Origin of the sequence: Methylobacterium nigriterrae, assembly GCF_037106235.1 — a bacterium.
GTDB classification, from domain to species: Bacteria; Pseudomonadota; Alphaproteobacteria; order Rhizobiales; family Beijerinckiaceae; genus Methylobacterium; species Methylobacterium nigriterrae.
The window spans coordinates 53,890-78,345 of the sequence record NZ_JBAWTG010000022.1 but is presented as its reverse complement, the minus strand read 5'-3'; the positions used below and the strand labels follow the sequence as shown (position 1 = coordinate 78,345).

Annotated in this window: 20 protein-coding genes; 7 read left to right on the top strand and 13 right to left on the bottom strand. The window is 72.5% G+C overall.

Going from position 1 to position 24,456, the window contains the following annotated elements:
• Positions 1-259 precede the first annotated feature (259 nt).
• Entirely contained in the window at positions 260-463 is a 204-nt protein-coding gene (locus WDW90_RS14140; protein WP_336488027.1) for a hypothetical protein, read from the top strand.
• A 429-nt stretch (positions 464-892) separates the two neighbouring features.
• A complete protein-coding gene (locus tag WDW90_RS14135; protein ID WP_336488026.1) occupies positions 893-1,984 on the top strand; it encodes an ion channel in 1,092 nt (363 codons plus the stop codon).
• A 190-nt stretch (positions 1,985-2,174) separates the two neighbouring features.
• Here the strand turns inward: WDW90_RS14135 and WDW90_RS14130 are convergent, their stop codons facing one another.
• Positions 2,175-2,396, bottom strand: a complete 222-nt coding sequence (locus WDW90_RS14130; protein ID WP_336488025.1) for a hypothetical protein — start codon at positions 2,394-2,396, stop codon at positions 2,175-2,177.
• 347 nt (positions 2,397-2,743) lie between these two features.
• Between WDW90_RS14130 and WDW90_RS14125 the strand changes: the two genes are divergently transcribed.
• Positions 2,744-3,310 (top strand): NAD(P)H-dependent oxidoreductase, encoded by a 567-nt coding sequence (locus WDW90_RS14125; protein ID WP_431311038.1) that lies wholly within the window; start codon positions 2,744-2,746, stop codon positions 3,308-3,310.
• Here WDW90_RS14125 and pbpC read toward each other — a convergent pair whose 3' ends face one another.
• Together pbpC and WDW90_RS14115 are read right to left on the bottom strand one after the other, a co-directional pair.
• Positions 3,311-5,365, bottom strand: a complete 2,055-nt coding sequence (gene pbpC, locus WDW90_RS14120; RefSeq protein ID WP_431311040.1) for a penicillin-binding protein 1C — start codon at positions 5,363-5,365, stop codon at positions 3,311-3,313.
• A 197-nt stretch (positions 5,366-5,562) separates the two neighbouring features.
• A complete protein-coding gene (locus WDW90_RS14115) occupies positions 5,563-10,896 on the bottom strand; it encodes an alpha-2-macroglobulin family protein (protein ID WP_336488024.1) in 5,334 nt (1,777 codons plus the stop codon).
• Positions 10,897-11,078: 182 nt separating this feature from the next.
• Between WDW90_RS14115 and WDW90_RS14110 the strand changes: the two genes are divergently transcribed.
• Positions 11,079-12,494, top strand: coding sequence for a serine protease (locus WDW90_RS14110; protein WP_431311037.1), 1,416 nt, complete (start codon positions 11,079-11,081; stop codon positions 12,492-12,494).
• 7 nt (positions 12,495-12,501) lie between these two features.
• On the opposite strand, the gene WDW90_RS14105 is transcribed toward WDW90_RS14110, so the two are convergent.
• The 7 genes from WDW90_RS14105 to WDW90_RS14075 form a co-directional block, all read right to left on the bottom strand.
• Complete coding sequence (locus WDW90_RS14105) at positions 12,502-12,657, bottom strand: DUF3309 domain-containing protein (protein ID WP_336488023.1); 156 nt, start codon at positions 12,655-12,657, stop codon at positions 12,502-12,504.
• Between the two features lie 122 nt (positions 12,658-12,779).
• Entirely contained in the window at positions 12,780-13,829 is a 1,050-nt protein-coding gene (locus tag WDW90_RS14100; RefSeq protein ID WP_336488031.1) for a cysteine synthase A, read from the bottom strand.
• A gap of 107 nt (positions 13,830-13,936) precedes the next feature.
• Positions 13,937-15,097 carry a sulfate/molybdate ABC transporter ATP-binding protein gene (locus WDW90_RS14095; RefSeq protein ID WP_431311036.1) on the bottom strand — a complete coding sequence of 387 codons (1,161 nt, stop codon included), beginning with the start codon at positions 15,095-15,097 and terminating at the stop codon, positions 13,937-13,939.
• A complete protein-coding gene (gene cysW, locus WDW90_RS14090) occupies positions 14,982-15,884 on the bottom strand; it encodes a sulfate ABC transporter permease subunit CysW (protein ID WP_336488022.1) in 903 nt (300 codons plus the stop codon). Before cysW ends, WDW90_RS14095 begins: the two co-directional genes overlap by 116 nt.
• Positions 15,877-16,731 carry a sulfate ABC transporter permease subunit CysT gene (gene cysT, locus WDW90_RS14085; protein ID WP_336488021.1) on the bottom strand — a complete coding sequence of 285 codons (855 nt, stop codon included), beginning with the start codon at positions 16,729-16,731 and terminating at the stop codon, positions 15,877-15,879. Before cysT ends, cysW begins: the two co-directional genes overlap by 8 nt.
• A gap of 9 nt (positions 16,732-16,740) precedes the next feature.
• Positions 16,741-17,787 carry a sulfate ABC transporter substrate-binding protein gene (locus WDW90_RS14080; RefSeq protein WP_336488020.1) on the bottom strand — a complete coding sequence of 349 codons (1,047 nt, stop codon included), beginning with the start codon at positions 17,785-17,787 and terminating at the stop codon, positions 16,741-16,743.
• Between the two features lie 718 nt (positions 17,788-18,505).
• Positions 18,506-18,688, bottom strand: a complete 183-nt coding sequence (locus WDW90_RS14075) for a hypothetical protein (RefSeq protein WP_336488019.1) — start codon at positions 18,686-18,688, stop codon at positions 18,506-18,508.
• A 207-nt stretch (positions 18,689-18,895) separates the two neighbouring features.
• Between WDW90_RS14075 and WDW90_RS14070 the strand changes: the two genes are divergently transcribed.
• From WDW90_RS14070 to WDW90_RS14060, 3 genes are read left to right on the top strand one after another with little or no spacing between them, the layout of a single operon-like run.
• Positions 18,896-19,153 (top strand): acyl carrier protein, encoded by a 258-nt coding sequence (locus WDW90_RS14070; RefSeq protein WP_336488018.1) that lies wholly within the window; start codon positions 18,896-18,898, stop codon positions 19,151-19,153.
• Entirely contained in the window at positions 19,140-20,537 is a 1,398-nt protein-coding gene (locus WDW90_RS14065; protein ID WP_336488017.1) for an AMP-binding protein, read from the top strand. The genes WDW90_RS14070 and WDW90_RS14065 overlap by 14 nt, the downstream gene beginning before the upstream one ends.
• 20 nt (positions 20,538-20,557) lie before the next feature.
• Positions 20,558-21,292, top strand: a complete 735-nt coding sequence (locus tag WDW90_RS14060) for an SDR family NAD(P)-dependent oxidoreductase (protein WP_336488016.1) — start codon at positions 20,558-20,560, stop codon at positions 21,290-21,292.
• A 124-nt stretch (positions 21,293-21,416) separates the two neighbouring features.
• On the opposite strand, the gene WDW90_RS14055 is transcribed toward WDW90_RS14060, so the two are convergent.
• From WDW90_RS14055 to WDW90_RS14045, 3 genes are all read right to left on the bottom strand, one after another.
• A complete protein-coding gene (locus tag WDW90_RS14055) occupies positions 21,417-22,223 on the bottom strand; it encodes an enoyl-CoA hydratase (RefSeq protein WP_336488015.1) in 807 nt (268 codons plus the stop codon).
• Positions 22,224-22,298: 75 nt separating this feature from the next.
• A complete protein-coding gene (locus WDW90_RS14050) occupies positions 22,299-23,219 on the bottom strand; it encodes an alpha/beta hydrolase (RefSeq protein WP_336488014.1) in 921 nt (306 codons plus the stop codon).
• A 299-nt stretch (positions 23,220-23,518) separates the two neighbouring features.
• Positions 23,519-24,451, bottom strand: a complete 933-nt coding sequence (locus WDW90_RS14045) for an amino acid--[acyl-carrier-protein] ligase (RefSeq protein ID WP_336488013.1) — start codon at positions 24,449-24,451, stop codon at positions 23,519-23,521.
• Between the last annotated feature and the right edge of the window lie 5 nt (positions 24,452-24,456).

Genomic DNA, 24,456 nt, shown 5'->3' with positions numbered 1-24,456 from the left:
CTGTGCGGTCCGGTCATCGCGCGGCACGACATAGGATCTCCGCTTCCTATTCCACTGAAGCCCGTGCAGCCCTTCGCCCGCAGCAAAGAAAACGAGAGCTGCCAGCACCCCAAGAAAACAGCGCGATGAGAATGGGTTGGCGCGGCATGGCGGGCCACCTTGGCCAGAGCCGCGTAACAGCCTCCTAACAAATGACGAGGGGCGCTGCCCCGCCGCCATGGCAGCATCGGTTTTCCAAGGTGATTTGCAGGGGGCTGCGATGCTGACGGAATTGTTGAAGGGCGGCTGGCTGCAGGGCCTGCCGTATCGTCTGGGCCTGCTGGCCCTGGCAGAGAGTACCTCGGAGCCGTCGCAAGACGCTGATCCGATCCGCCGAGCGGCTGCCGATGGCAAGCAGCACCCAACGACCCGCGACTTCATCCTGATGGCTCAGGCAGCACGACGCGCGGCTTCGTATCGTTAGCCCTGATCAGACGCGCGGGTGCCTGAATTCGCGCGAGAGGGCGGACCACTGCGCTCCGAAAAGAAAATCTCCTCCCCCATGATGACCACGGATCCCTAACGCGAGCGTGCGGGGTCCTAACGCCAGGGTGCATCGGCGGATGGATCCATCCGGTGGGGACCACGTCCACCGAGTGGGGGCGGTTCACCGCCACGGCGTCTGCGTGCCCTCCGACCCAAGCTCTTGCCGGATCGCCGCCATCTCAGCCGCGAGAGCAGCGCATCAGCGGCAGTGTTAACTCATGCCGCCAATCACCGGACCAATCGGTAGCACCCTGGCAGCTTCCGCGGTAAAGCCACAGGCAGCCTTCTCTGCGCGATCGAGGCAGTCGGCCGCATGGTGCGCTTAAAGCGGTCCCGCGCTCGGCCCCTCCGGTTTCGGCGCAGTGTCGTGCGGGATCTGCGCAATCGGATCCGGTTCGCCCTCGTCGGCCTGCTGATCCTGATCGGCTTGCACGTCGTCTCGATGATGGCCTTCGAGCACCTGGGCCTCGGTGAGGCGATCTGGCTGACCTTCACGACCATCACGACGACGGGCTACGGCGACTACTCGGCGAAAACGACAGCCGGTCGCGCCTCTACCATCGTGCTGATCTACCTGAGCGGCATCTTCCTGCTGACGCAGGCGGCAAGCGCCTTCTTCGAGTTCAGGATCCTACGGCGGGAGCGCAAGCGTCGCGGCGAGTGGAGATGGGACATGCGGGACCACATCGTGTTCGTGAATGCGCCAGCAGACGAGCCGGGCGACTACCTGCGGCGTCTCCTCGACCAACTGCATCGCTCGCATGCCCACTTCGCCACAGTGCCCTCGCTCATCCTGACCGAAGCCTTCCCGGACGGTCTCCCGCCCGATCTTGAGGACGACCCGCTCATCGTTCAACTCAAGGGTCGGTTCGATGATCCCGCGGCCTTGGACGCCGCAGGGGTGGATCAGGCACAGGTGCTCGTCGTTCTGGCCGAGAACGAAGGAGAGCGCCTCTCGGACAGCCGGACCTTCGACATCATTCACCGGCTCCGGGAGCGCGGTATCACGGCCCGGATCATCGCAGAATGTGTGGACGACCTGAACCGCGAACGCCTCAAGCGAGCCGGAGCCTCGGCCATCGTTAGGCCGCTGCGTGGCTATCCGGAGATGATCGTACGCGCGATTGTCGCGCCAGGCACGGAATGGATCATCGAGCGCCTATTCTCCAGCGAGGGAGACGAGTGTCTCCGGTTCGACATCGGAATTTCCGGTCTGGCATGGTCCAGCATCGTTCAGGCAATCTTGGAGGCCAACTACGGTACGCCGGTCGGCTATGCGGATGCGCAGGGACTGCCTCACAGCAACCCACCACCGCATACCTTGGTGACCGCACAGGCTCTGTTCGTGCTCGTTGATGAGACGCAGAAGCCAACGAATGCCGTGCTTCAGAAACTTCTGGACGGCGCAGGGTCGCGAAACGAACGACAGCCCGCCCACATCCCTCAAGCACAAATCTGATGGGCTGGTACGTTCGGTTGGGTCGGTGGCCTTACGACAATTGGTAGTGGCGCACTCGTTGGCCGCCGGTTTTGCCCCGTCGGGATTCTCCGTTATTTTTGATTTGCCATGACTGCTGTCAGCCCCTCAAGAAGGTCGACGAAGTCCTTCAGGCTTCCTCGTCGCCTCTCGGCCGCAGCTCTGCCCAGGCCTACCTGAACACGGTGGCGACCCAGTCCTCCGTCTTCTCGTCCGTGAGGGTGGCTGTCTCCGTCATCCACTTCGGAGACGGGATCGGGCCAGAACCACGCCAGACCACGGGGTGGACGTACTGATCCTGGGAGACCCTGCCGGCCGCCTTCTCGGCTGCGGATCGGGCTGCAGCATCGTCCAGATCGCGCCCGAAGACTCGGATGTCTTGCTGGCGAGGCACCTGCCGCCCTATTCTTGGCGCTGGTTCCCAACGCAGGATCATTTCGGATTGCGCCGTTGCGGGCTCCTACGCCCACGACGGCGTTTCCGTTTTCAGCAGGCATAGACAGCCGGTCAGGTGTTTTACAGAGCCACATCTGTTCCGGCCCTGTTCACCCTTTTTCGGGATTGCGCTGTAGAGCGTATGTTCCGGATTTCGTTCAGGAACCCGCTTTTTTCCCTTAATGGGACATTCCGTCCCGGTCCGCCCCTTGCAATCCAGGCGTTAGGTTCCCGTATCAGCCGATATCCCTCGGGGCGTCCGCGCCGCGTCCTATCCGCCGAGACGGTCCACCGGAGGCCCCGCCCGTGTCCCTGCCCCGAATCGTCGCCTTCTCCGGCAGTTCGAACCGGCCCTCGCGCACCCGCAGCCTCGTGGAGGCAGTGGCGGCCGAGCTCGCGCGCCACCGGCGGATCGACCTCAGGGTCTATGACCTCGTCGATGCCGGCCCCGGCATCGGGGTCTCGACCCGCGAGGCGTTGCCGCTGCCGGCCGCCCGCTTGATCGAGGCGATCGAGGGGGCGGACGCGCTGATCGTGGGAACGCCCGTCTACAAGGGCTCCTACGCGGGCCTGTTCAAGCACGTGCTCGACTTCGTGGAGCCGGCCGCCCTCGCCGGCAAGCCGGTGGTGCTCACGGCGACCGGCGGGGGCCTGCGCCACGCCCTCGTGGTCGAGCATTCCCTGCGCCCCCTCTTCGGCTTCTTCGCCGCCCACATCGCGCCGACCTCGGTCTATGCCGGTCCGGGCGAGATCGAGGGGAGCGCGATCCTCGATCCCGGCGTCACCGAGCGCGTCGCCGCGGCGGCCCGGGAACTCGCGCTGCTGATCGAGGCCGCCGCGGCCAAGCCCCAGCGGGCCGCGCCCGCAGCCTGATCACTCGATCCGCACCACCACGCTGTCGCTGGCGCCCGCCGCGTCCATCACCGAGATGCGGGCGAAGCCCGCGCCCTCCGGCCGCCACGCGGATTGGCGGCGCGGACCCTGCGCCACCGGCAGGCTGTCGACCATCCAGGTGAGGGGCGGCACGCCCCCGAGCGCCTTGAGGGCGAGCCTCGCGGAGAGGCCCGGCTCGGCGAGCCCGAGATCGATCCGGGCGCCGTCCGGCGGATAGGCGATTTTCAGGGGCTGGACGAGGGCGCCCGCGAGCGTCTTCGGCAGGTCCCGGCGGATATGGCGCAGCGGCGGCGGCAGGCCGGCCGTGGTGGTCACCAGCGCGTCGCGCGGCCGCGCCACCGGCTCGGGCTCGCCGCCGTAGCGCGCGAAGGCGTCAAACAGGATCGGGGCCGCAGCAAGCCGCCCGACGAGGCCCGGCACCGCCGCCCCATCCGGACGCCCGACCCAGGCCGCGATCGTGACGCGGCGGTCGAAGCCGACCGCCCAGGCGTCGCGGTAGCCGAACGAGGTGCCGGTCTTGAAGGCGATGCGGCCGGCCGGCGCGTTCTCGGGCGGGGGCGCGCCGCGCAGGATATCGGCGACGTACCAGGCCGCCACCGGCTCCGCCACGGCCCCGCGCTCCGGCGCCGGCTCGGAGGACGCGCTGCGGCGGCGCACGAGATCCGGCACCGGTCCGCCGCGCGCCAGCCCGGCATAGAGCCGGGCGAGATCGGTGAGCGTGATGCCGAGGCCCCCGAGCGCCACGGGCAGGCCGGGCGCCGTATCGCGCGGCAGCGCGATGGACGCGCCGGCCGCGCGCAGGCGGGCGACGAAGCGGGCGGGCCCGACCGCCTCCAGCAGATCGACTGCCGGCACGTTGAGGGAGAGCTGCAGGGCGCGCCGCGCCGTGACGGTGCCCTGGTAGGAGAGATCGAAGTTCTCGGGCGCGTAGGTCGCCGAGAAGCGGGCCGGCCGGTCGTCGAGAAGCGTCTCGGGATGGGCGAGGCCGCCCTCGAAGGCGAGCGCGTAGATGAAGGGCTTCAAGGCCGAGCCCGGCGAGCGCACGGCTGCCGTCATGTCGATGGCCCCGCGCCGGCCGGCATCGAGGTAGCCGGCGCTGCCGACCTGGGCGAGCACCTCGCCGGTGCGGTTGTCGATGACCAGGATCGCGGCGGAGAGGTCCGGCCCCGCGGCGGCCGCGCGCTCGGCGGCGAGCGCCTCGAGGCTCGCCTGCAGGCGTCCGTCGAGGGTGAGGCGCAGCACGCGCGCCGGCCCGTCGGCCGCGAGCGCCGCCTCGGCCGCGTGGGCCGCGAGCATCGGGAAGGGTTTTCGCGAAGACGGGACGGGTTCGCGCTTCGCGGCCTCGGCCTCGGCCGGCCCGATCACGCCGCGGGCCTCCGCGATGTCGAGCACGCGGTCGCGGGCGCGGCGGGCGGCCTCGGGAAAGCGGTCCGGCCGGCGCGCCTCCGGCGCCTGCGGCAGCGCCACGAGGAGCGCGCTCTCGGCAAACGACAGGCGGGCCGGCTCGCGCCCGAAATAGGCGAGGCTCGCCGCCCGCAGGCCCTCGACCGGGCCGCCATAGGGGGCGAGCGCGAGGTAGAGGTCGAGCACGCCGGCCTTGCCGAGGCGGCGCTCCAGCTGCACCGCCCGCACCATTTGGCGGAGCTTGGCCAATAGCGAGCGCTCGGACCGCGGCTCGACGAGGCGGGCCACCTGCATCGACAGGGTCGAGCCGCCCGACACGATGCGCCCGTGGGCGAGCCATTGCCAGGCGGCCCGCAGGGTCGCGGCCGGGTCGATGCCGGGATGGCGGGCGAAGCGCCGGTCCTCGTACTCCGTCAGCATGGCGAGCATGCGGGGATCGACCTGCGAGACCGAGAGCGGCAGGCGCCAGCGCCCGTCCGGAGTGGCGAAGGGGCGCAGCAGCCTGTCCTGCCGGTCGAGCACCACGACGGAGCGCAGCGACGCCTGGGTCAGGTCGAGGGGCGGGAGGGATCCGACGAAGCGCCAGAGGGCGAGGAGCGCGATGAGGGAGAGAGACGCCGCGAGGGTCAGCGCGACGGCGGCGCCTCTCCTCCCCCGCCGAGCTCGGGCTTGACCGGGTTCGGCCCTTGCCCGCCCGGATCGGGCAGGTCCGATCTGCGTGCGGAGGAGCCGGAGGTGGGGGTGGGGCAGTATGAGGCGTCCCGGTGCCTTCTGCACCCCCACCTCCGGCTCCTCCCCGCAAGGGGGAGGGGAAGGCGCTGCGGGTGTCACCGCGCCGCCCCGACCTCCACCGAGCCGAAGCCGGTGCGGCCGAAGCGGTCGGGGCGGTACATGTCCTCGATGGTGGCGCCGGGATGGACGTAGGTGCCGGGCGAGACCGCCCGCACCGTGTAGGCCGCCGTGAAGAAGGCCGACTGTTCCGGGGTTCGGTCGTAGGCCGCCACGAAGCGGTCGTCGCGGAACTCGGAATGGACCGGCTGCACGTCGCTCCGGGCGAAGGCGAGGCCGGCGAGCGCGTCCGCGTCGAGGAGCTTCGGGTTGTCGATCTCGAAGCCCGCCGGCAGGCGGTCGACGAGGAGGAGCCGCCCGGCCGTGGCGCGGGCCTCCGTCACCTTGAGCACCACCACGAGGCGTTCGTTCTGGCGCACGCCCCCGCGCAGGTCGACCGGCGTGCCGTCGAGACGGTGATAGCTGCGCTCCAGTGCGTAGCCCCGCGCCTCGGCGGGCTCCGGCGCGATCGGGTTGCCGCCGATGCTGACGACCGCCTGGACGGGGGCGCGGCCCTCGTTGGCGACCGTGACCGGGCTCGCCTCGAGGGCCGCGCCCCGGTAGGTGCGGGCGAGCGCGCCGGCCTGGCGCGTCCCGTCGACCGAGAGGGCGAGCGCCTCGGCCTCGCGGGTCAGCCCCTCGGCGGCAAGCACCATCCAGGCGCTCTCCTGCGTGCTCGTCGGACGCCCGCTCGCCTGCTCCTCGGCCAGCACCGCGCCGACGGGCTGGAGCGCCTCGCGGGTCAGGCCGGTCTCGGCGGCGAGCGCCAGCAGCCCGGCCCCGTCGCGCAGGCGCGAGCCGTAATCGGCCCGGTAGACCTGCCGGTCGGTCCCGGCCATGAGGGCGGCGAGCGCCGAATCGAAGGCTTTCTGCGCGCGGGCGCGGTCGCCGAGCAGGGCGAGCGCCGCCGCGATCTGGCCGCGCCCCAGAGCCGTCGAGAAGTCGCCGAGCCTGGTATCGGCGAGGTAGCGCAGGTCCCCCATCACGGGCCGCCCGTTGCGGGCGAGGACATAGGCCGCGTAGGCGAGGTCCATGCCGCCCTCGCGCACCTCCGTGGCGTTGGCCACCGCGTTGCGCAGGCGGTCAAGCGCGCTTCCGAAGGCGGCCTGGGGCACCGCGAATCCGCGCTCGCGGGCGCGGGTGAGGAAGTCGGTGACGTAGGCGTTGAGCCAGAGGTCGCTCGAGCCGCCGACCGACCAGAGGCCGAAATCGCCCCCCGAATCCTGGCGGGCGAGCACCCGCTCGATCGCCTCGCGGATGCGCGCGTCGCTCTTGTCGTCGAGGGCGAGCTTGTCCATGGCAGCGAGGCGGTTGACGTAGAGGAGCGGCATCGCGCGGCTGACGATCTGCTCCGAGCAGCCGTAGGGGTAGCGGTCGAGGGCCTGGAGCAGCGCCGGCACGTCGAGGCCGGGCAGCGGGCCGGCCCAGACGGAGACGGAACCGGTGCCCGGCAGGATGTCGGCGAGCAGGTCGCGCGTCAGCGTCAGGGCGGCGCCCGGCTCGAGCGGACGGACCGTGCGCCGCACGAGGGTGCCGGTGCCGGGCGAGACGGGAAGCGCGAAGCTCTGGCCGACGCCGCCGGGCAGGCCCGGCCCCGACAGGGTCACGTCGACCCGCGCGGTCCCCGGGCCGGCGGCCGTGATCGGGATGACGAACTGGCCCTTGGCGCCGGCCTCAAGCCTCAGCACCCTGTGCACCGCCTCCGCCCCGACGAGGACGGGCCCGGCGAGGTCGAGGTCCACCGTGTACTCGCCCGGCTGCCCCTCGACGTTGTCGAGGGCCACGAACAGGCGCGAGCGGTCGCCGACATTGAGGAAGCGCGGCAGCGTGCCGGTGAGCACCACGGGGTCGCGGATGACGATGTCGGCGTGGGCCTGGCCCACCCGCGTGCCGTCCCAGGCCGTCACCATGGCGCGGCCGGTGCCGTTGAAGGCGGGCAGCGGCAGGGTGACCTGCGCGGTGCCTTCCGGCCCGACCGTCACGATGCCGGAATAGAGGGCGAGCGGCGCCTGGGTCGGGGGCGAGTCGGCGAGCTCCGCCGCGCCGCCGTCGCCGCCCGAGCGGATCGCGCCGAGCGTGCCCTGCATGCCGTCGATCAGATAGCCGTAGAGGTCGCGGATCTCGGGGCCCAGCGCCTTCTGGCCGAAGAAATGCGCGAAGGGGTTCGGCGCCTCGTAGCGGGTGAGGTTGAGGATGCCGACATCGACGAGCGCGACGGTGACCCGCGCCTCAGCGCCCGGCGCGAGGCCGCCGACGCGCACCGGCAGGGTGAGGTCCTGCCGGGGCCGGACCTTGGCCGGCGCGTCGATCGCGACCGGCAGGCCGCGCTTGTCCGCATCGACCGAGAACCAGGCGAGACCTAGCGCCCGCCCCGGCAGGCGCCGGGCCGCCTGGTCGAGGGGCCGGTAGGCGCTCGCCACGAGATAGGCCCCCGCCCCCCATTCGGGCTTGACCGGGAGGCTCACGACGGTGCCGCCCTCGGGCACCGCGACGTCGAGGATGTCGTGGACGCGGTCGCTGACCACAGCGAGCGTCGCCGTGCCCCTGAATTTCGGGGCGATGCGCGCCCGCAGGGTCTCGCCCCCGGCATAGGCCGCCTTGTCGAGAGTGAGGTCGAGCAGATCCGGCACGTCCGCCGTCTCGCCGCCGGTCCAGCCGACCGAGAAGGTGACGCTCGCCGCGGCCCCCGGCTGGCCGGGCAGGCCCGCCTCCAGCCGGTAGCGGCCGAAGGTGACCGGGGCGGCGAGGCGCGCGGGCGCGTCCGCCCCGATCTCGAGGCGGCCGTCCGCGACCCGGCGGACCGCCTTCACCGGCTCGAAGGACCAGCGCCCGTCCGCCCGGTACCATTGGTAGGTCTGCTCCAGGCGCGAGAGGGTCCAGGTCACGCCGGAGGCCGGCAGGCGCCGCCCGTCGGGAGCGGCCAGGACGAGGTCGAAGGCGGCGGTGCCGCCCTCCTGCAGGTCGCCCTTGAAGCCCTTGCGGATGGCAAGCACCGGCGCGTCAGGCAGGATCGGCAGGGTGAGGCTGCGGCTCAGCGCCCGCCCGCCGGGCTCGCCGACCTGCAGGGTGATGCGCGCCTCGGTGGGGCGGGGGCTCGCGAGCGCCTGGACCGGCACGGTCAGGGCGGCGTTGCCGGAGGAATCGGTGACCGCCTTCTCCTCGATCTCCTGCGTGGTGGCCTCGACCGCCTCGTCGTCGAGGCCGACCGAGAAGCCCTCGAGCCCCTTGACGCCGCTGCCGGCCGCCGCCTGCACGACGACGCTGCCCGACACGTCGAGCCCCGCGCCCGGGGCGCCGTAGAGGTAGCGGGCCGCGACCTCGATCCGGGCCGGCTCGCCTCTGCGCAGGGCCGGCGTCCTCGGGGTCAGGCCGACCTCCAGCCGCTCGGGGACGTAATCCTCCACGAGGAAGCTCGTCTCGCCGATGGCGGGCGCCTTCGGGTCGGTGTGGGCGTAGACCCGCCAGGTGCCGTGCTGGGCGCCGGGCAGCAGGGCGAGTGGCAGGGCCCGCCCGCCGAGCCCCTGGTCGGGCAGCGGCACGCGCCGGTACTCGACCCCGTCCGGGCGCTTCACCACGAGGGTGAGGGGGAGGTCCGGCACGGCGGCGCCCTTGGCGTCCCGCAGGAGCGCGGTGATCTGCACGGTCTCGCCGGAGCGGTAGACGCCGCGCTCGGGGAACAGGTAGGCGTCGACGGGCCCCGGCGCCGGCCGCCCCCTCACGCCGCGGTCGGTGAGGTCGAAGGCCGACTGGGCGAGGTCGAGGAAGCCGTAATCGTCGCCGAGCTGCGCCACGACGAGGCCCGGCGCGATGCCCCCCTCACCGCGCGACAGGCCCGGATCGAAGGCGGCGTGGCCCTGCGCGTCGGTCCGCCGCGTGGCCAGCACCTCGTTGTTGCGGGCAATCAGCCGGATCTCGGCGCCCGGCACCGCGGCCGCGCTCGCCAGCGAGCGGGCGAAGACGTGGACGCCGTCGCGGCCCTTGAAGGCGGTGAGCCCGAGATCGGAGACCACGAACCACTGCGTCGCCTGCTGCTCGTAGCCGCCGGACTCCTCGTCGGAGGGCGAGGCGGTGCCGCTCGGGCGCGCCGTCAGGATGTAGAGGCCGGGCTCGAGCGTGCCCACCGCCTGCAGGACTGGGAAGGCGGTGACGACCTCCTGGTTCAGCTCGGCCTTGGCGGTGTCGAGGCTGCCCTTCCAGACCCGCTGCCCCTTCTGCTCGGCGATGGTCCGGGCGGTCGAGCCGCTGAGCTGGCTCAGGAACTCTTCCGAGCGCAGCGAGGGCAGGAGGCCGCGGTCGCCGATGCGCAGGATCTCGACGTCGAGCTTCGGGGCATTCACCGAGACGAGAGGCAATCCGGCCTGGCCGGTGCGCGGCAGCACGTAGTTGCGGCCGGTGAAGCGCACTTGGGGGGCGCGGTCGCGGATATAGACCTCGTAATCAGCCGATTTCAGCAGGGTCTCGCCGACGCCGGAGGGCAGGCCCTCGCGCACCACGACGGCGTAGCGGCTGCCGTGCCGAAGCCCGTCGACGCAGATCTGGCTCCCCTCGGCCGTGACGGCGGCGTTCGCGCCGCCCGAGACCGCCACGAAGGGCGCGAAATCGGTCTTCGGCGCGAGGCTCTCCGAGAACTGGAAGCAGAGCCGCGGCGAGGCCGCATCCGCGTCGACCTTGTAGTCGAGGATGCGGAAGCCGTGCTCGGCGCGCAGGGCCTCGTAGGCCTCGCGCACCTCGGCCGAATCGTCGAGGGCGAGGCTCGCCCGATAGGCCTCGAGCGCCGGTCGCCATTCCGACTGGCCCGCATGGACCTCGCCGAGAAAGGCCAGCGCCTCGGCCTCGTCGGGCGCGGACCGCGCGCGCCAGTAGGCCTGGTAGGCGGCCGCGAGCGCCCGCCCGCGCAGGCGCGCACGACTCGCATAGTCGCCCTTCGCCTCGTCGCTCCCGGCCGCGTCGGCCGCCCGCGCATAGGCGAGCCAGTTCTGCGGGTCGCCCGGATCGGCCGCCACGGCGGCCGCGAGCGGCGCGAGCGCATCGCCGGCCTTCTCGGCCTCGACGAGCGCCTCGCCCGCCGCACGCGACTGCGCGGCGGGCTTCAGGGGGCCGGGCGATTCGGACCTGAGGGCGGTCTCGAGCCGCACGCCCGCGCTGGCGAGGCCCTCGCGCACGAAGCTCTTCTTCGGGGCCGGCGCCGGCGGCTTCGGGGCAGTCCGGGTCGCGGGGGTCTGCGGTGCCTGTGCGAGGGCCGGGAGCGTGCCGGGCAGCGCCAGGGCGGCGGCCCAGAGCCACGCCGCCGCGAGGCGGCCGAACCGGCGCCCGATCCCCGATGATCCCGCCATGACCCGCCCCGTCCCGCGACGCGACGCCCCCGGGCCGGGCCGCGCGGGCGGCGACATCTCGGGGCTGCGCCTTGCAGCGAGGAGCGTAGCACTTGCCGCGGGCGCCGCAATGGCGGTTCCCCCTCGCTGGCCATCGGCTGGCAGCTCTGCCACCTTCGGCGGCAGGGCGGGGGACAGGCGGGATGGTGCGGCGCGCGCGCTTCGGGTTGGTGGCCGGACTGGCGACCGGACTGGCGGCAACCCTGTGGGCGACGGACCGCGCCGAGGCGCAGGCGCCCGCGGCATCCCCGCGGCCGAAGCCGCCCGCGCCGGCCGCGCCCGCGCCCGACCGGGCCTTCGATTCGGCGAAGGCCGCCTACGAAGCCCTTCCGGAGGCCGAGCGCAGGGCGCTGCAGGACGCCCTGACCTGGACGGGCGACTACAACAGCGTGGTGGCGGGCACGTTCGGCCGGCGCACCTTCGAGGCCCTGAACGCCTTCCGGGCCCGCTCAGCCACGCCCGCGGCCGATCCGCTCGACCCGCGGCTGCGCGCCGCGATCCTGGCCGCGGGCGAGGCGGCGCGGAGATCCGCCCGCTTCGCGGTGCAGCCCGACGCCGCGAGCGGCGCCGTCCTCGGCGTGCCGGAGCGTCTCCTGACCAAGCGGGCCCCGATCCGCGGCGGCACGCGCTGGCAGAGCCAGGACGGGCGCGTCACCCTGGAGAGCCGCTCCTTCCCGCCCGGCGGGACCGACCTCGACGCCCTGTTCGAGCGTGCGACGGCGCCGCTCAACGACCGCAAGATCACCTACTCGCTGAAGCGGCCGGATTTCATCGTGGTCACGGGAGAGACCGGCACCGGCAAGTCCTACACCCGCTACGCCGCCGGCCCCGAGGGCGTCCGGGGCTTCGCGCTCGGCTACGAACGGGCGCTCGCGGGCGAGGTGGACCGGCTCGTCATCGCGATCGCCAACAGCTTCGTGCCCTTCCCGGGGCCTGGTGCCGGCGCGGCCGCCGCACCTCCGGCAGGCGCCGCGCCGCCGCCGGTGGCAGCGCCCACGGGCCCCGCCGCCACCGGCCTCGCCGTCGGGCCGGGCCGCATTCTGACCGCCGCGGCAGCGCTCGAGGCGTGCGCGGCGCTCCGGATCGAAGGCGCGGCCGCCCGGATCCTGAAGGCCGATCCCGGCCGCGGCCTCGCCCTGCTCGAAGCCAGCGCCCCGGCCACAGCGGCTCCGCCGAGCCCCCGCGCGGACCCGGTCGCGGAAGGCGAGGCCCTCGTGGCGGTGGCGGCCGGTCCGGGCGGCGTCTCGGTCGCGCCGGGCTCCGGCGCCCCGGCCGGCGGCGTCTTCGCGCCGCTGCAGCCGGGCGCCGCGGGCGCGCCGGTGCTCGACCGTTCAGGGGCGCTCGCCGGCCTCGTCGCGCGCTTTCCCGCCGCGCCCCGGCTCATCGCCGGGGTGATGCCGCCGGCGAGCCACGCCCTCGTGCCGGGCACGGCCGTGGCAGCCTTCCTGTCGGAGAACGGGATCAAGGCCGGCCCGCCGCGCCCGGGCGCGCCCGCGAGCCTCGGCGCCGTGGCGGCGCCGCTCGCCGGCGCCGTCGTCGGCATTCAGTGCGGAGGGTAGGAACCGGTCAGAGCCGGCCGGTCACGAGGAGCACGATCAGGATGATGACGAGGAGGCCGCCGAGCCCGAAGCTCGGGCCGCGATAGGCGCCGCCGCCCAGGAAGTTTCCGCCGCCGAGGACGATCAGGATCAGGATGATGAGCAGGATGGTGGTCAAGGACATGAACGCTGTCTCCAGCCGGCCTGCCGAACGATGTGCAGGACGCGAGCTTGACGGTTCCAACGTCGCCTGAGCCGATTCTGTTCAAATTCGGCGCGCGAGGGCGCTGGAATATGTCCGTGGCCTCACACGTGCCAGTCCGGCAGGGGCGGCGCCGGGGCGTCCAGCCAGTCGGGCGTCGGCAGGCCGCGCTCGCGCAGAAAGGCGGGGTTGAACAGCTTCGAGGCGTAGCGCGCCGCGCCGTCGCACAGGATCGTCGCGACGGTGTGGCCGGGACCGAGCTCGCGCGCGAGGCGCACCGCGCCCGCCACGTTGATGCCGGAGGAGCCGCCGAGCGACAGCCCCTCCTCCCGCATCAGCCCGAACACGGTCGCGACGGCCTCGGTGTCGGGGATGCGGAAGGAGAGGTCCGGCCGGAAGCCCGCGAGGTTGCCCGTCACCCGGCCCTGGCCGATCCCTTCCGTGATCGAGGAGCCCTCCGCCTTGAGGGTGCCGGTTGTGTAGTAGGCGTGAAGCGCCGAGCCCTCCGGGTCGGAGAGGGCGATCCGCACGCCCGGGTTGCGGGCGCGCAGGGCCTCGGCGACGCCCGCCAGCGTGCCCCCGGTGCCGGCCGCGCAGACGAAGCCGTCGATGCGCCCGCCCGTCGCCGCGAGGATCTCGGGGCCGGTCCCCTCGGCGTGGGCGCGGCGGTTGGCGACGTTGTCGAACTGGTCGGCGAAGAAGGCGCCCGCCGGGTCCGATTCGGCGAGCCGCTCGGCGAGGCGGCGGGCCACGTGGACGTAGTTGTTCGGGTTCGCGAAGGGCACCGCCGGGACCTCGACGAGGCGCGCGCCGGCGAGCCGCAGGGTCTGCTTCTTCTCCTCGGACTGGGTCTGCGGGATGACGATGAGGGTCCGGTAGCCGCGCACGCTCGCGACCAGCGCGAGGCCGATGCCGGTATTGCCTGCCGTGCCCTCCACGATGGTGCCGCCGGGCCGGATCAGCCCGCGCGCCTCCGCGTCCTCCACGATGGCGAGCGCCGCCCGGTCCTTCACGGACAGGCCGGGATTCAGGAACTCGGCCTTGCCGAGGATCGTGCAGCCGGTCTCCTCCGAGGCGCGGCGCAGGCGCACCAGCGGTGTGCCGCCGATGGCGGCGAGGATGTCGGGGCGGGGGGTGGTCGGGCTCACGCTCATGGTCGGCATGATGCGGCGTCGGCCCGGTCCGGCAAGCCTCTTCCCGCTTGCGGGCTCGAGCCGTCCCCGGCTCTCCGCAAGGCAGGGACGAGCGCGCGGGATCGGCCTCACGCGAACACGTAGCCCCCGTTGATCCTGAGGCCGACGCTGCGGCCGGAGGCGTAGCGCTCGCCATCGAAATCCTCGACGACAAGAACCCGGCCATCCGGCCGCTCCACGTCGATGCGCTGGCGCCCCTGGCTGCGGTGCGAGGCCCGCACGGTGCCGCCGAGATGCGACTCGGCCGGATCCGCGAATTGCAGCTGCCAGGGCCGCACGTAGAGCCTGACCGGGCCGACGGTGCCGCGGGGGGCGGCGACGGGGGTCGGCTTGCCGTCGACCAGGACGCGCCCCCCCTCCGCGAGGGCCTCGAGCTCGATGGCGTCGCCCAGGAACTTCAGCACCGTGGCGGAGGCGGGATTGTCCTGCACCTCGTCCGGCGTGCCGACCTGTTCCAGCCGGCCCCGGTCGAGGACGGCGACGCGGTCGGACAGCTCCAGCGCCTCGTCCTGGTCGTGGGTCACGAAGATCGTGGTCTGGCCGGTGCGGTCGTGGATCTCGCGCAGCCAGCGGCGCAGGTCCTTGCGGACCTGGGCGTCGAGCGCCCCGAAGGGCTCGTCGAGGAGGAGCACGCGGGGCTCGACCGCGAGCGCGCGGGCGAGCGCGATGCGCTGGCGCTGGCCGCCGGAGAGCTGCGACGGGTAGCGGTCGGCGAACCCCGAGAGCCTGATCAGGTCGAGGAGGTCGCCGACCCGGCGGCGGATCTCGGTCCGGCTCGGGCGCTCCGACCGCTTCCGGGCGTTGAGGCCGTAGGCGATGTTGTCGGCGACACTCATGTGCTTGAACAGGGCGTAGTGCTGGAACACGAAGCCCACCGCCCGCTGCTGCACGGGCAGGCCCGTGGCGTCGTCGCCCCCGAACAGCACGCGGCCGCGATCGGGGAAGTCGAGTCCGGCGATGATGCGCAGGAGCGTCGTCTTGCCCGAGCCCGAGGGACCGAGCAGGCCGAGAAGCTCGCCGGCCCGCACCTCGAGATGGAAGTCGTGCAGCACGGCGGCCGTGTCGTAGGTCTTCGACAGGCCCTCGACCCGGATCGCCGTGGAGCCGGCCGCGCTAGTGCCGGGCTCCCGCCGCGAGGTCGCCGGCGTAGCGCCACTCGAGGAGCGACTTGACGAGGAGAGTGACGAGCGCGAGGCCGGCGAGGAGGGAGGCGACGGCGAAAGCGGCAACGAAGTTGTATTCATTGTAGAGGATCTCCACGTGGAGCGGGAGCGTGTTGGTGAGGCCCCGGATGTGGCCCGACACCACTGAGACGGCGCCGAACTCGCCCATCGCGCGGGCATTGCAGAGCAGGACGCTGTAGAGCAGGCCCCAGCGGATATTGGGCAGGGTCACCGTCAGGAAGGCGTGGAGGCCCGAGGCGCCGAGCGTCAGCGCCGCCTCCTCGTCCGCGGTGCCCTGCTCCTGCATGAGCGGGATCAGCTCGCGGGCCACGAACGGAAAGGTCACGAAGATCGTGGCCAGCACGATGCCCGGCACCGCGAACAGGACCTGGATGCCGTGCTCGGCGAAGAAGCCGCCGAACAGGCCCTGCGTGCCGAAGATGAGCACGTAGATCATCCCCGAGACGACCGGCGAGACCGAGAAGGGCAAATCGATCAGGGTGATGAGCAGGCTCTTGCCGGGGAACTCGAACTTGGCGATGGCCCAGGCCGCCGCGACCCCGAAGACGAGGTTGAAGGGCACGGCGATCGCCGCGACCGTGAGCGTGAGGCGGATCGCCGAGAGGGCGTCAGGCTCGTGGAAGGCCGCGATATAGGCCCCCCAGCCGCGGCTCAGCGCCTGCGCGAACACCGTGAAGAGCGGCAGGACCAGGAACAGGGCCAGGAACACGACCGCGAGGCTCGTCAGGGCCCAGCGCACCGCGCGGCCCTCCGTGACGACGCTGCGCGCTCGGGCCTCGGCGGGAGGCGCCCCGGCAGCCGGGAGGGCGGTGCCCGCCAATCCGTCAGACATAACCGAACCTCCGGCGGCTCCAGGCCTGGATCAGGTTGATGGCGAGCAGGGTCAGGAACGAGATCGCCAGCATGATCGTGGCGATGGCGGCCGCGCCCGCGTAGTCGAACTCCGAGAGCTTGATCACGATGAGGAGCGGCGCGATCTCGGAGACGTAAGGCAGGTTGCCGGCGATGAAGATGATCGAGCCGTACTCCCCGACGCCCCGCGCGAAGGCGAGCGCGAAGCCCGTCAGCACCGCGGGGACCAGCGGCGGCAGCACCACCCGCACCAGCGTCATCGCGCGCGTCGCCCCGAGCGTCGCGGACGCCTCCTCCACCTCCCGGTCGATCTCGGCGATGAGCGGCTGAACCGTGCGCACCGCGAAGGGCAGGCCGATGAACACCATGGCGATGTAGATGCCGAGCGGCGTGTAGGCGGCCTGGATGCCGAGACGGGCGAGCTGCGCCCCGACAAGGCCGGTCGGCGCGTAGAGGGAGGCGAGCGCGATGCCCGCCACCGCCGTCGGCAGCGCGAAGGGCAGGTCGACGACGGCATCGACGATCTTGCGGCCCGGGAACTTGTAGCGGGTGAGCACCCAGGCCACCACGAAGCCGAACACCGAGGCCGTCAGCGCGGCCACGAGCGAGACTCCGAAGCTGACGCGCAGCGCGCTCGCGACGCGCGGGTCGCTCGCCACCGCGACGATGCCCGAGAGCCCGATGCCGGACGCCTTCGCCACCAGGGCGGCGAGCGGCAGCAGCACGATCAGGCTGAGGCAGGTCAGGGTGTAGCCGAACGTGATCCCGAAGCCCGGGATCACGCTCGGGCGGCGGAAATGCCGTCGGGCGCGCGGCGCATCGACCATGGCCTGCTCCTAGCGCCCCGCACGGCTGAGCTGATCGAACAGGCCGCCGTTGTCGAAGTTCTTCTTCTGGATATCGTCCCAGCTGCCTTGAAGATCCTCGATCTTGAAGAGCTTAACGTCCGGGAGCTGAGCGAGATCCGCGGGCGCCGCCGCCTCGCGCTTGAGCGGACGGTAATGATGCTTGGCGAAGATCGCCTGCGCCTTGTCCGAGTAGAGGAAGGCGAGGTAGCCCTCCGCCTGCTTGCGGGTGCCCTTGCGGTCGACGTTGCCGTCGACGAGCGCCACCGGCGGCTCGGCGTAGATCGAGCTCGGCGGCACCACGATGTCGAACTTGTCGGCCCCGAATTCCTGCAGGACCAGGAAGGCCTCGTTCTCCCAGGTCGGCAGCACATCCCCCAGGCCGCGCTGGGCGAAGGTCACGGTGGAGCCCCGCGCACCCGTGTCGAGGACCGGCACCTGCCGGTAGATCTGGCCGACGAAGCCGTTGGCCTTCTCGGCGTCCTTGTCCTTGTTGTAGGCGTAGCCCCAGGCGGCCAGGAAGTTCCAGCGCCCGCCGGCCGAGGTCTTCGGATTCGGGGTGATCACCTTCACGTCGGGCTTCACGAGGTCGTCCCAGTCCTTGACGCCCTTCGGGTTGCCCTTGCGCACGAGGAAGACCACCGTCGAGGTGTAGGGCAGGCCCTGGTTCGGCTGCCTGTCGCGCCACTCGGCCGGGATCTTCTTGGTGAGCCGCGCGATGGCGTCGATGTCCGACGGGATCCCGAGCGTGACCACGTCGGCGTCGACCCCGTCGATCACCGTGCGGGCCTGCGCGCCGGAACCGCCGTGGGAGGCGCGCACCGTCACGGTCTCGCCGGTCCTCGCCTTCCAATCCTCCGCGAAGGCCGCGTTGATGTCGCGGTAGAGCTCGCGCGTCGGGTCGTAGGACACGTTGAGGAGAGCCGTCTGAGCGCGCGCGCCCGGCCCGGCGGCGAGCACGAGGCAGGCGGCGAGACCGAGGCTCGAGAGAAGTCCGGTCCGCCGGCGGCGGAAGCGCGTCACGTTGGTCTGGCTCACGTCGTCTCTCCGCAAGGGTGCGGCCGGGAGAATCCGCGGCGGGCCCCAGCCGTCGCGTTGTCGTTCTTTTTAAAGAACATTGTCAAGCAAGACGACGCGTCAAGCCCGGCAGAACGAGCCGGATCGGCGGCGAAGCTGCCAGTGTCGCCGCACGTACGCAGAGCTCAAGGAAGTTTCGGCTCCTGAATGCGCGCCCGGGAGAACGATTCAGTGGTGGCCGCCCCGTTCTTTAGGAAGAACGTTCACCGCGGCCTGGCCGACCCCGGGACGAGAACGGTCGCGTCCTCGCCGCGCCGTGTGGCAGAGCCGCGCCGGGAGGCAAGATCCGCGCCCGGAGCGCGTCGGCGGCGCTCCGATGCGGCGGCGCTCCGAACGGTTTCACGGCCGGTGTGGCGCGGCCGCTCCGCGAGCGTGTCCCGCTTGCATCGCCGTCAACCTTGTCGCGGATTCGGGCAGGAGAGGCGCCGGAATCAGAGGAATTGTGCACCGCTTCCGTCTAGAAGGGCGCGGCGCGGATCGCGCACCTCCAGGACCTTCCAGGCCAGACATCCCGCCATGACCGTGATCGCCCTCGTGCTCGCCGGCAATCTCATGCTCGCCGGCCTGTTCTCCCTCGTCGCCGTCGCCCTCGACTGATCCACGGGCACAGCGGACGGCGAGAGGCCCGGCCGGAGGTGATCCCCGGGCCGGGCCGTGCGGCAGACGGATCGGGCGGCTCTCAGCGCCGCGGCGGGTCGAGCCGGGCGAGCAGGGCGGCAAGGCGCTCGCCGACCGGCGCGGCGAGCGCCTCGGCAAAATGGGCCTGCAGGCTGCGGCCGAGATGGCGGCGCACGCTCGCGTTCAGCGGAGCCGCATTCGGCGCCTCGCTCTTCCAATCCGGCTGCAGCTTCGGCGTCGCCATCGTGATCCTGCCCGCTCGACGATCGAGCTTCGCCCCGGCTGGTTAAGGATCGGTGAGGGCCGCAGGCGCATCGCCACCGCGAGGGACGGCCCAGTGTTTACTGTATTTCTCAACATATCCGGCTCTTCACCATGATCCCTTGATCGGCTTGATGAGGCGGACCCCCGACATTACGGTCATTTGACAAGAATTTTCGAGGATATCGTCATGTCGACGCGGACCACCGTCATCGAGAACATCCGGCAGGTTGCGCAGGAGCAGGACAAGGCCCTCGCATCCCTGACGGACGCGCTGGTCCTCCTCGAGTCCGGCCTCGACTCGCTCTGCTTCGCGATCCTGGTGAGCCGGCTCGAGGACGCGCTCGGCGTCGACCCGTTCACGGCCTCCGACGAGATCGTCTTTCCGGTCACGCTCGGCGACTTCATCGCCCTCTACGAGGCCGCGACGGTCGATGTCGCGGCCTGAGACCCGCTCGCTGCGGGACGCCCTCGCCCGGCAGGAGCGGGCGGCGGAGGGCCCGGGCGGCGGGCGGTGGCTGCACGGCCGCGACCGGAGCATCGCCTTCGCGGACCTCCTCGACATGACCTGCCTCGGCGGCGACGTCGCCGGGCGCCGGCTCATGCTCGTGACGGGCGACCAGTTCACGGCCGCCCTCGCGCTGATCGCTCTCGACGGGCTCGCCGAGGCCGTGGTCCTGTGCCCGCCCGACCTCGCGCCCGAGAACCTCTGCGTCGTCGCCGCACGCGCGCGGGCCGACGCCGTCCTCAGCGACCGGCCGCGCGGCGCGCTGCCGGGTCTCGACGGGCTGCCGTTGATCGACTGCTTCTGGCCGCCCGTGCCGGCCGCCCGCGAGCCCGAATTCGAGCGGGCGACGGAGTGGCTGCTCCTCACTTCCGGCACCACCGGCGTGCCGAAGCTCGTGGCCCACGACTTTTCCGGCCTCACCGGCGCGATCCGGCCCGCGGTCCCGGGCGAGGCTCCGCCGGTCTGGGCGACCTTCTACGACATCCGCCGCTACGGCGGCCTGCAGATCTTCCTGCGCGGGGTCCTCGGCACGGGCTCCCTCGTCCTGTCGAGCGCGGGCGAGGCGGTCTCGGACCACCTGCGCCGCCTCGGCCGCCGGGGCGTCACCCGTATCTCCGGCACGCCCTCGCACTGGCGGCGCGTTCTGATGAGCCCGGAGCGGGCCGCGATGGACCCGGCCTATATCCGCCTCTCCGGCGAGATCGCCGACCAGGCCGTCCTCGACGGGCTCAAGGAAGCCTATCCGCGCGCCTCGATCGGCCACGCCTACGCCTCGACGGAGGCCGGCGTCGGCTTCGAGGTGACGGACGGGCTCGAGGGCTTCCCGGCCGCGCTCGTCGGGCGCACGGGCGCCGAGGTGGAGATGCGGGTGGTGGACGGGTCGCTCCGCATCCGCTCGCGCCGCACGGCCTCGGCCTATATCGGCCAGGAGGGGCTCGCACTCGCGGACGACGACGGCTTCATCGATACCGGCGACATGGTCGAGGAGCGGGCCGGCCGCTACCACTTCGTCGGCCGGCGCGGCGGCATCATCAATGTCGGCGGCCTCAAGGTGCACCCCGAGGAGGTCGAGGCCGTCATCAACCGGCACGCGCGGGTGCGCATGTCGCTGGTCGAGGCGCGCCGCAACCCGATCACCGGCTCGGTCGTGGCCGCGAGCGTCGTCCTCAACGAGGGCGATGCGGGCCCGGCTGAGGAGATCCGACGGGAGATCCTGGCCACCTGCCGGGCCGAGCTCAGCGCCCACAAGGTGCCGGCGCTCCTCAAGATCGTGCCGGCCCTCGACGTCACCGCGGCGGGCAAGCTCGCCCGCCGCCCCGCCTGACCCCGCGAGGCCCGCGCCCGATGCCCAACGTCCTCGTCACCGGCGGCAGCCGCGGCCTCGGTCTCGCCATCGCGACGCGGCTCGCGGCCTCCGGCTTCGACGTCATCGCGCTCGCCCGCCGCGAGACCGAGGCGCTCCGGGCCGCGAGCGAGGCGGCGCGGGCGGCCGAGACCGGCTCGATCCGCTTCCGCTCGGCCGACCTCGCCGACATCGAGGCGCTGCCCGGCCTCGTGCGGGAGACCCGGCGCGAGTTCGGCAAGCTCTACGGCCTCGTCAACAATGCCGGCCTCGGCACCGAGGGCCTGCTCGCCACGATGCAGAACCCGCATATCGAGGCGCTCGTCCGGCTCAACACCCTCTCGCCGATCATGCTCACCAAGTTCGTGGTGCGGGCCATGATGGCGGACGGGGGCGGGCGCATCGTCAACCTCGCCTCGATCATCGCCGCGACGGGCTACAGCGGCCTCTCGGTCTACGCCGCGACGAAGGCCTCGCTCGTCGGCTTCACCAAGTCGCTCGCCCGCGAGGTCGGCCATCTCGGCATCACCGTGAACGCGGTGGCGCCGGGCTTCGTCGACACCGAGATGACCGCGGGCCTCGGCGAGGCCGACCGCGACCGGATCGCGCGCCGCTCGGCGCTCCGCCGCCTGGCCGAGGCCGAGGACGTGGCCGCGGCGGTCGATTACCTGCTCGGGCCGGGCGGGCGCAACGTCACCGGCACGGTGCTGACGGTGGATGCCGGCAACACCGCCTAGGGCATGCTGCGAAAAAGTGGCAACGGTTTTTCGCAGAATGATCTAACTGATTGAATTGATCCTGTTTTCTGCGTTTTTGACGGATTCGGTCAAAAACGCAGAAAACAGGATCTTTGGTGCGGTCTCACGGCTCCCAGCGCGGCGGTCGCTTCTGCAGGAAGGCGTCGATGCCCTCGCGGGCATCGGCCAGCATCATGTTCCGGGTCATCACCTCGGCCGCGTAGGCGTAGGCCTGCTCCAGCGCGAGCTCGCCCTGCCGCGCGAAGGCCTCCTTGCCGATGGCGAGCACGCGGGGCGACTTCGCGGCGATCCGCAGCGCCATCTCCCGGACCGTTCCGTCGAGCTCGGCGCCCGCCGCCACCCGGTTGACGAGGCCGATGCGATGGGCCTCGCTCGCGTCGATCGGCTCGCCGAGGAGCAGCATCTCCAGCGCCGCCTTGCGCGGGACCGCCCGCGACAGGGCGACCATCGGGGTCGAGCAGAACAGCCCGATATTGACGCCGGGCGTGGCGAAGCGGGCGTCGTCGGCCGCGACCGCGAGGTCGCAGGTCGCCACGAGCTGGCAGCCCGCGGCGGTGGCGATCCCGTGCACCTGCGCGATCACGGGCTGGGGCAGGCGGGTGATCGTCAGCATCAGCCGCGCGCAGGCCCGGAACAGGGCCTCGACCGCCTCGCGGCCCGGGTTCGCCCGCATCTCCCTGAGGTCGTGCCCGGCGCAGAAGGCGGGCCCTGCCCCCTTCAGGATCACGACCCGCACGGCCGGATCCGCCGCGATCGCGTCGAGCGCCGCCTGCAGGGCCGCCATCAGGGCCAGCGACAGGGCGTTGCGGGCGGGACCCCGGTTCAGCGTCAGGACGGCGATCCCCGCGCCGTCCTCCCGCAGGAGGACCGGGGCCTCGGGGGTCACGGCGGGGAGGGCGGAGGCGGACATGCGGCGGCTCCGGTGGCGGGCCGGGGCCCGCGGGAGCCGGAGGGATAGCACGTCCGCGCGGGCTTGGCCCGGGCCTCAGCCGAGGAGCTCGGCGAGCTCCCGTCCGATCCCCTCGAGCGCCGCGCGGCCGGCCGGGATCAGGCCGCCGAGGCCGTAGAAGTAGTGGATCATGCCCGCGTGGCAGGCGTGGCGGACGGGCACGCCCGCCGCGGCGAGGCGCGCCGCGTAGGTCCTGCCGTCGTCGCGCACGATGTCGAACGCGGCGGTGTGTATCAGCGCGGACGGCAATCCGGCGAGGTCCGGGCTGCGGAGCGGGGACAGGCGCGGGTCCGCCGGATCGTGCCCGCCGAGGCCGAGGGCCTCGATGTCGCGGGCGATCGTCGCGGCGTCGAGGAAGTAGCCCTGGGCGAAGTCGCGGCGCGATTCCCCCTCCCCGATCAGGTCGAGGACGGGGCAGAGCAGGAGCTGCGCGGCGATGCGGGCGCCCCGCATCTCCTGGCAAACCACGGCCGCGAGCCCGGCGCCGGCCGAATCGCCGCCGATCGCGAGGCGCGCAGGGTCGATGGAGAGGTCGCCCGCCCGCGCGGCGACCCACGCGAAGGCCGCGCGCGCATCCTCGATCGCGGCCGGGAAGGGGTGCTCGGGGGCGAGGCGGTAGGCGACCGAGACGACGCGGCAGCCGCTCGCTGCGCAGAGCGTCCGGCAGATCCCGTCATGGGTGTCGAGATCGCCCGCCACGAAGCCGCCGCCGTGGAAGAAGGCGAGCCCGGGCCGGATCGCGCTGTCCGCACCCGCGGGCGCGTAGAGCCGGGCGCGCAGCGGGCCGCCGGGGCCCGGCAAGATCAGCTCGCGGGTCTCGGCCGGCACCGTGCCGCGGGCGGCGGCGAGCCGCGCGAGATTGCGCAGCCCTTCCCGGCGCTCGGGGATGCTCGGCACCGCGACGCCGCCCATCGCGATCATGTCGAGGAACCGCTTCGCGTGCGGGTCGAGGGGCATGGGAGGCTCGCGTGAGGGGTCGGTGCGGCATCGAACGGGAGCGGCCCCGGACCGGCGCCGATGCTGGATGGCTTGCCCTTCCCGGATCAAGCGCGGGTCCCCTCTCCCGTGCGGGAGAGGGACAGGGTGAGGGAGGCGACCTCGCCGGAGAGACCTGATTCCTCACCCGGTCCGCGTGAAGCGGACTCGACCTCTCCCGCACGGGAGAGGTGAGAGGCGGCGCGGATCGGACGCCGCCCGAGGCACCGGGGATGAGGCGTGAACCTGCTGGCCCGGGCGGGCGAGAGAGCGCCGCGGCCTCAGAGATGCAGGGCGGCGCGCACGCGTTCGGGCCAGTCGGCGATCCGCGCGCCGTGGGTGGCGAAGAGGGCGACCGCCAGCCGGTCCATGCCGAAGGCGACGCAGCCCGTATGGGCCGGCTCGCCGTCGGCATGACGCAGGTCCCAGGTCGTGCCGAAATGCTCGCGGTGGTAGTTGAAGCTCATGCAGGCAGTGCCGGCGGCCTCGCCCCGCAGCGGGATCAGCAGCTCGAACTTCAGCGACTGCTCGAGTTGGCTGAAGGCCATGATCTGGCCGACCCGGCCGAAGAACGGGTCACTCGCCTGCTCGACCCGGTAGGGCAGGCCGAGCGCGTCGGCGAGCGCGGTGGCGCGGGCGATCCAGCGCTCGCGGAAGGCCGAGACCTGATCGGGCGTGCCGATGCAGACATACTCGCGCATCCGGAAGGATTGCAGCCGGTCGAGATGCCGGGAGGGCTCGCGGCGGAAGCAGTCGCAGGCGACGTCGAAGCGGTAGCCCTCGCCCGGCACCGGCCCGCGCGCGGCCGCGATCGGGTAGACCGGGTAGCAGGCGGCCGGCGTGAGCACGAGGTCGGCGGTCTCGAGCGCCGCGGTCCAGTCGCCGCCCGTGGCCTGGAGGTCGGCCGCCGCCCGGATCTCGGCCTCGCTGCCCTCGAGGCAGGAGACGCAGCCGAGAAGGTTCGGGAAGCTCTTGAGATAGCCGTGGCGCTCCAGATGCTCCCGGCTCATCACCGGCGGGAAGCGGAAGACCTCCGTCCCGGCCTCGCGCTGGGAGGAGATCAGGGCGGCGAGCGCCTCGACCACCGACTCGTAGGCGCCGGTCCGGGCGTAGACGCCGTTCGCGTTCATCGGCCGGAACATCGCGTCGAAGAGCGCGTCGAGGGGATCCTGCGCCGGCGGGGCGGCCGGCACATCCATGACCTTCATGTTCATGAGGG

Excerpts from the sequence above, each read along its gene's own strand:
- WDW90_RS14140 (WP_336488027.1), top strand. The coding sequence starts at position 260 with ATGCTGACGGAATTGTTGAAGGGCGGCTGGCTGCAGGGCCTGCCGTAT.
- WDW90_RS14115 (WP_336488024.1), bottom strand. The coding sequence starts at position 10,896 with ATGGCGGGATCATCGGGGATCGGGCGCCGGTTCGGCCGCCTCGCGGCG.
- WDW90_RS14110 (WP_431311037.1), top strand. The coding sequence starts at position 11,079 with ATGGTGCGGCGCGCGCGCTTCGGGTTGGTGGCCGGACTGGCGACCGGA.
- WDW90_RS14105 (WP_336488023.1), bottom strand. The coding sequence starts at position 12,657 with ATGTCCTTGACCACCATCCTGCTCATCATCCTGATCCTGATCGTCCTC.
- WDW90_RS14100 (WP_336488031.1), bottom strand. The coding sequence starts at position 13,829 with ATGAGCGTGAGCCCGACCACCCCCCGCCCCGACATCCTCGCCGCCATC.
- cysW (WP_336488022.1), bottom strand. The coding sequence starts at position 15,884 with ATGTCTGACGGATTGGCGGGCACCGCCCTCCCGGCTGCCGGGGCGCCT.
- cysT (WP_336488021.1), bottom strand. The coding sequence starts at position 16,731 with ATGGTCGATGCGCCGCGCGCCCGACGGCATTTCCGCCGCCCGAGCGTG.
- WDW90_RS14075 (WP_336488019.1), bottom strand. The coding sequence starts at position 18,688 with ATGGCGACGCCGAAGCTGCAGCCGGATTGGAAGAGCGAGGCGCCGAAT.
- WDW90_RS14070 (WP_336488018.1), top strand. The coding sequence starts at position 18,896 with ATGTCGACGCGGACCACCGTCATCGAGAACATCCGGCAGGTTGCGCAG.
- WDW90_RS14065 (WP_336488017.1), top strand. The coding sequence starts at position 19,140 with ATGTCGCGGCCTGAGACCCGCTCGCTGCGGGACGCCCTCGCCCGGCAG.
- WDW90_RS14060 (WP_336488016.1), top strand. The coding sequence starts at position 20,558 with ATGCCCAACGTCCTCGTCACCGGCGGCAGCCGCGGCCTCGGTCTCGCC.
- WDW90_RS14055 (WP_336488015.1), bottom strand. The coding sequence starts at position 22,223 with ATGTCCGCCTCCGCCCTCCCCGCCGTGACCCCCGAGGCCCCGGTCCTC.
- WDW90_RS14050 (WP_336488014.1), bottom strand. The coding sequence starts at position 23,219 with ATGCCCCTCGACCCGCACGCGAAGCGGTTCCTCGACATGATCGCGATG.
- WDW90_RS14045 (WP_336488013.1), bottom strand. The coding sequence starts at position 24,451 with ATGAACATGAAGGTCATGGATGTGCCGGCCGCCCCGCCGGCGCAGGAT.